Source organism: Aeromonas sp. HMWF014, from assembly GCF_963878295.1.
GTDB lineage: Bacteria > Pseudomonadota > Gammaproteobacteria > Enterobacterales > Aeromonadaceae > Aeromonas > Aeromonas popoffii.
Window position 1 is genome coordinate 1 of the sequence record NZ_CAWNYS010000577.1, and the last position, 4,560, is coordinate 4,560.

Annotated in this window: 5 protein-coding genes; 3 read left to right on the plus strand and 2 right to left on the minus strand. The window is 53.2% G+C overall.

Going from position 1 to position 4,560, the window contains the following annotated elements:
- The 3 genes from AAC083_RS22195 to AAC083_RS22205 form a co-directional block, all read left to right on the plus strand.
- Positions 1-318: cupin domain-containing protein (locus AAC083_RS22195; protein ID WP_108537730.1), on the plus strand; the 318-nt coding region annotated here is incomplete at its 5' end.
- A 192-nt stretch (positions 319-510) separates the two neighbouring features.
- On the plus strand, positions 511-2,175 hold the full coding sequence (gene asnB, locus AAC083_RS22200; RefSeq protein ID WP_108537731.1) for an asparagine synthase B: 1,665 nt from the start codon (positions 511-513) through the stop codon (positions 2,173-2,175).
- Positions 2,176-2,572: 397 nt separating this feature from the next.
- The gene (locus AAC083_RS22205) at positions 2,573-3,481 is read left to right on the plus strand and encodes a hypothetical protein (RefSeq protein ID WP_146181766.1); all 909 of its coding nucleotides are present in this window, start codon (positions 2,573-2,575) and stop codon (positions 3,479-3,481) included.
- An 82-nt stretch (positions 3,482-3,563) separates the two neighbouring features.
- Here the strand turns inward: AAC083_RS22205 and maiA are convergent, their stop codons facing one another.
- Both maiA and AAC083_RS22215 read right to left on the minus strand, forming a co-directional pair.
- Entirely contained in the window at positions 3,564-4,202 is a 639-nt protein-coding gene (gene maiA / locus AAC083_RS22210; protein ID WP_181364861.1) for a maleylacetoacetate isomerase, read from the minus strand.
- 73 nt (positions 4,203-4,275) lie between these two features.
- A partial coding sequence (locus AAC083_RS22215; protein ID WP_146181767.1) for a fumarylacetoacetate hydrolase family protein occupies positions 4,276-4,560 on the minus strand: 285 nt, incomplete at its 5' end.

Consider the following 4,560-nt stretch of genomic DNA (forward strand, 5'->3'; position numbering starts at 1 on the left):
GCCCCGCTGATGCCCGCCCCCGAGCGTATTAAAGGGGGCAACCCGGCGCAAACGGTCTGGAATCACTACTCGGATCCGAGCCAGCAGTTTCACGTGGGTTTTTGGGCCTGCGAGCCCGGCCGCTGGGCCATCCACTACACAGAGCACGAGTATTGCCAACTGCTGGAAGGGGATGTGGTGATCCACGACAGTCAGGGCGGCCAGCTTGCCCTGAAACCCGGGGATCAGTTCGTTATTCCGGCAGGCTTTGTCGGGCAGTGGGAGACTCTCACCCCCTGCCGCAAGCTCTATGTGATCTTCGAGCCCGCCACTGCTTGACGTACACGTCAAGTTTCCCCTCTGCACCCGCTGCTTGATGCCCCGTCGACTTGACGTTGGCGGCATGATTTTCTGCGGTTTTCCCGCTTGCAAAAGGTTTTTGCGCTAGGCATTGTGATTGACGAGGAATGTAAATGGAATTTCGAGCCCGTTCGTGGGGGGCTCCTATAAAAATCAAGAGGATTACCGCCAATGTGTTCTATTTTCGGCATTCTGGACATCAAATCCGATGCAGCAGCCTTGCGCAAATCGGCGCTGGAGATGTCCAAGCGATTGCGTCACCGCGGTCCTGACTGGTCCGGTGTCTACAGCTCCGACAAAGCCATTCTGGTGCACGAGCGCCTGGCCATCGTCGATCCGGGCAATGGCGCCCAGCCGCTCTACAACCCGGAGCGCACTCACGTATTGGCCGTCAACGGCGAGATCTACAACCACAAGGAGCTCGAAAAGAACCTCAAGGGCGATTTCCAGTTTCAGACCCACTCCGACTGTGAGGTGCTGCTGGCACTCTACAAGGAGAAGGGCCCCGCCTTTTTGGACGATCTCAACGGCATCTTCGCCTTTATCCTCTATGACGCCGAACAGGATGCCTACCTGATTGGTCGTGACCACATGGGGATCATTCCCCTCTATACCGGTCGCGATGAACACGGCAACTTCTATGTCGCCTCCGAGATGAAGGCGCTGGTGCCGGTCTGCAAGAGCGTCGAAACCTTCCCGCCGGGACACTACCTCTGGAGCAAGGATGGCGAGCTTAAACAGTGGTACAAGCGCGACTGGATGGAGTACGGCGCGGTCGAGCACAACGTCAGCGACAAGGCCGAGCTGAAAGCGGCGCTGGAAGCCGCGGTCAAACGTCAGCTGATGTGCGACGTGCCCTATGGCGTGCTGCTCTCCGGCGGGCTGGATTCGTCCGTCATCTCCGCCATCACCAAGATCTACGCCGCCCGTCGGGTGGAAGACGATGGCAAGAGCGAGGCCTGGTGGCCGCAGCTGCACTCCTTCGCCGTGGGGCTGGAAGGCTCACCGGATCTCGCCGCCGCCCGCAAGGTGGCCGATCATCTGGGCACCATCCACCACCAGATCCACTTCACCGTGCAAGAGGGTCTGGATGCCCTGCGGGACGTCATCTATCACCTCGAGACCTATGACGTCACCACCATCCGCGCCTCCACGCCCATGTACCTGATGGCCCGTTACATCAAGGCGATGGGGATCAAGATGGTGCTCTCGGGCGAGGGCTCCGACGAGCTGTTTGGCGGTTATCTCTACTTCCACAAGGCGCCCAACGCCCGCGAGTTCCACGAAGAGAACGTGCGCAAGCTCGCCTCCCTGCACCTCTATGACTGCCTGCGCGCCAACAAGTCGATGGCCGCCTGGGGCGTGGAAGGCCGCGTGCCCTTCCTCGACAAGGAGTTCATGGACGTGGCGATGCGCTTGCAACCTGCCGACAAGATGTGTGGCAACGGCAAGATCGAGAAGCACATCCTGCGCGAAGCCTTCGAGGAGCTGCTGCCCCATGAAGTGGCATGGCGCCAGAAGGAGCAGTTCTCCGATGGCGTGGGCTATTCGTGGATCGACAGCCTGAAAGCCATGGTGGAACAAGAGGTGACGGATCAGATGTTCGAGGCGGCGGCATTCCGCTTCCCCATCAACACCCCGCTCACCAAGGAGGCCTATTTTTATCGCGCCATCTTCGACGAGCACTTCCCGCTGGAGTCCGCGGCCCTTACCGTGCCCTACGGCAAGTCGGTCGCCTGCTCTACCCCCACTGCGCTGGAGTGGGATGCCAAGTTCAAGGAGATGGCCGACCCGTCCGGTCGCGCCGTGATGGACGTCCACCAGCAGAGCTACTGAATCTCTATTGTCCGAACAAACAATATCAACAAAGCCCTTTACCTGAGTGAGGGGCTTTCTTTTTTGTAATATTTACGATGGAGGTATCAAAAATAGAATGTGCGCTAACGCAAATAATCAACCATCTCTGGTGGCTATTAGATTAATTTCATAGAACGTTTCATTATAATTTTGTAAGATATAAACGACTACTTTGCCATTCATGAACGTGAGCTGCGTCGGCAGAAAAGGACCACTTTGCTAAGGCTAGTTCACTATACCATAGGTACGAGAAATTGGAGATAAACACCCCCATGATTTCGCCGAAGAATAAAGCTTGAAATTAATGAGATTAAGCTAAGCACTATTGAATGAATTTTGTCATAGTCATAGCAACTATCTAACCTCAGAGGTGTTAATGGAACAGAAAACTTTAAATTTAGTTCCTGTAAAAATGCAGGAAGTAGATAACATTAGCATGGGTGTTTTGCCTAATGGTGAGACCTTTTTATCACTTCAAGGTTTAGCAAAATTTTGTGGTGTAGCACCGAGTACAATAGTTCAATTAGCCCAAGATTGGGAGGCTGGTTCAGCACAAGGGAAGATTCGAGGTAAGCAACTCGAAGAGTTAATTAAAGAGTGGACTGAAAGTGAAGACACCCCTGATAGTTTATATGTAAAAATTGACAGTGCGAACTCTATCACAGGCGTAATTCATGCGGTACCAGAGCAAATAGTCATGGCAATCACTGACTATTACGCTCATTTTTCTCCAGCCACAAAACCTGAAGCTATAAGTAATTATAGAAAAGCCGCAAAATTAGGTTTAAGAACTTACATCTATGAACGTTTAAACTACAGTCAGCAAAATCAACTTGCTCAAAGTTGGGCTTTATTCCAAGAGCGGATACTAAACAACCAGTCACCTAAGGGCTTCTTTACAATGTTTGATGAAGCCACAACCATAATCGCATCATTGATTCGACACAACATTTTTGTTGATGACTCTATAATGCCAGATGGCAGCTTAGGCATTCATTGGGCTAAGTTTTGGAAAATAAACAACTTAGACAGCAAGTATTCTTCAAGAATTAAAATTCGCCACAAATTCCCAGAGTCATATCGCCAGATAGACCCAGAAATTCATGCATATCCTATTTCTGCCATTTCTGAATTCAGAGTTTGGTTCGAAGAAATATACCTCCCTGAGAAATACCCTGAATATATAAAGAAAAAAATCAAAGACGGGAAGATTACCATTGAAGCTGTACCATTACTTCTTTCCGCTGTACTCCCACCAACACTTGGTGAGCGAATTATTCAATAGTGCTTATAACAATTTTCTTGAATGGTAGTAGGGTAGGTTGGGCTGAGCTTGCGAAGCACAACCTACAAAGATCAGCATAATGTCAGGCCTGCGCATCCGGCTGCTGCTCTGGCGCGGCCTTGATAAATGCCTGCAGCTGCTCGCAGTTGGCGACGATACGGGCGATGGTGGGGTAATCGTCCAGGGTCATGTCGTAGCGGCGGGCGTTGTAGACCTGGGGTACCAGCATGCAGTCCGCCAGGGTCACTTCATTGCCAACGCAATAGACGCCAGCCGTGGTCATCAACAACTGTTCGAGGGCGGTGAAGGTCTCGTCAATCCAGTGACGATACCAGGTATCACGCTGCGCCTTGCCCTGCCCCAGCTCCTGCTCCAGATAGTTGAGCACCCGCAGGTTGTCGAGCGGGTGCGTGTCGCAGGCGATCATGTTCACTATCTGACGCACCCTGGCTCGCGCCTGGGCGGCCGAGGGCATCAGGGGATAGGCGGGGTAGGTTTCGTCGAGGTACTCCATGATGGCAACCGACTGACCGAACTGCACATCCCCGTCGATGAGAAAGGGCACCAGCCCCTGAGGGTTGATGCGAGAATAGGCTTTCTCGCGCTGCTCGCCCTGCCGCAGGTTGACTGGGCGATGCTCGTAATCGAGCCCCTTGAGCTGCATCACGATCCGCACCCGATAGCTTGCCGATGAACGCCAATATCCAAACAACTGCAACATAATCTGTCCCTGTGTTGGCAGGTGCAAGGGCACCTGCCGTTCACCAGTCGGCCTTGCGCCCACACTGGCTCCTTCACGTCATCTGGTTGACATCCTGTTGCGTGACTTTTTGCAAAATGGTGCCAAACAGACTCATCCCATTGCGATCCTGCATCGCGATGGACACTGTATCACCAAAGCGCATAAAGGGTGTAGTGGCTTGACCTGACTCGATAATTTCCAACATGCGCAGTTCGGCGAGGCAGGAGGATCCGGCACTGCGGTCATAGTTGGAGACGGTCCCCGAGCCTATGATGCAGCCCGCACCGAGTGGCCGGGTTTTGGCGGCGTGGGCGATCAGCTCATAGAAGTTGAACGT